Here is a 290-nt window from a genome sequence, read left to right on the forward strand (position 1 = left end):
GCCACATCCAGAATCCTGATTGCTTCAGGACGAATCGAAACAGCAAGGTCATAATCAGTCTGCAGAATAGAAATTCCTTCACTAACTTGATTTTGTACATTGAATTTAATCGGTTGTTCACTGTTTTTTAGGGTTACCACTATATTATCTTGTTGAACTTTTTCGACTTGAACGGGCAATAGATTAATCTCACCTATGAAACTCGCCACGAAATCATTGGCCGGCCGATTATAAATTTCTGCCGGCGTCCCGACCTGGTGGCATACACCAAAATTGAACACAGCAATCCG

The 290-nt window shown here is 41.4% G+C and carries 1 pseudogene; it reads right to left on the bottom strand.

What is annotated here, in order from left to right:
* A pseudogene (locus SB773_RS31095) lies at positions 1 to 209 on the bottom strand (spermidine/putrescine ABC transporter ATP-binding protein); the annotation flags it as partial.
* Positions 210 to 290 lie beyond the last annotated feature (81 nt).

Origin of the sequence: Bacillus sp. SIMBA_074 (assembly GCF_046534555.1) — a bacterium.
Classification (GTDB): domain Bacteria; phylum Bacillota; class Bacilli; order Bacillales; family Bacillaceae_G; genus Bacillus_A; species Bacillus_A mycoides.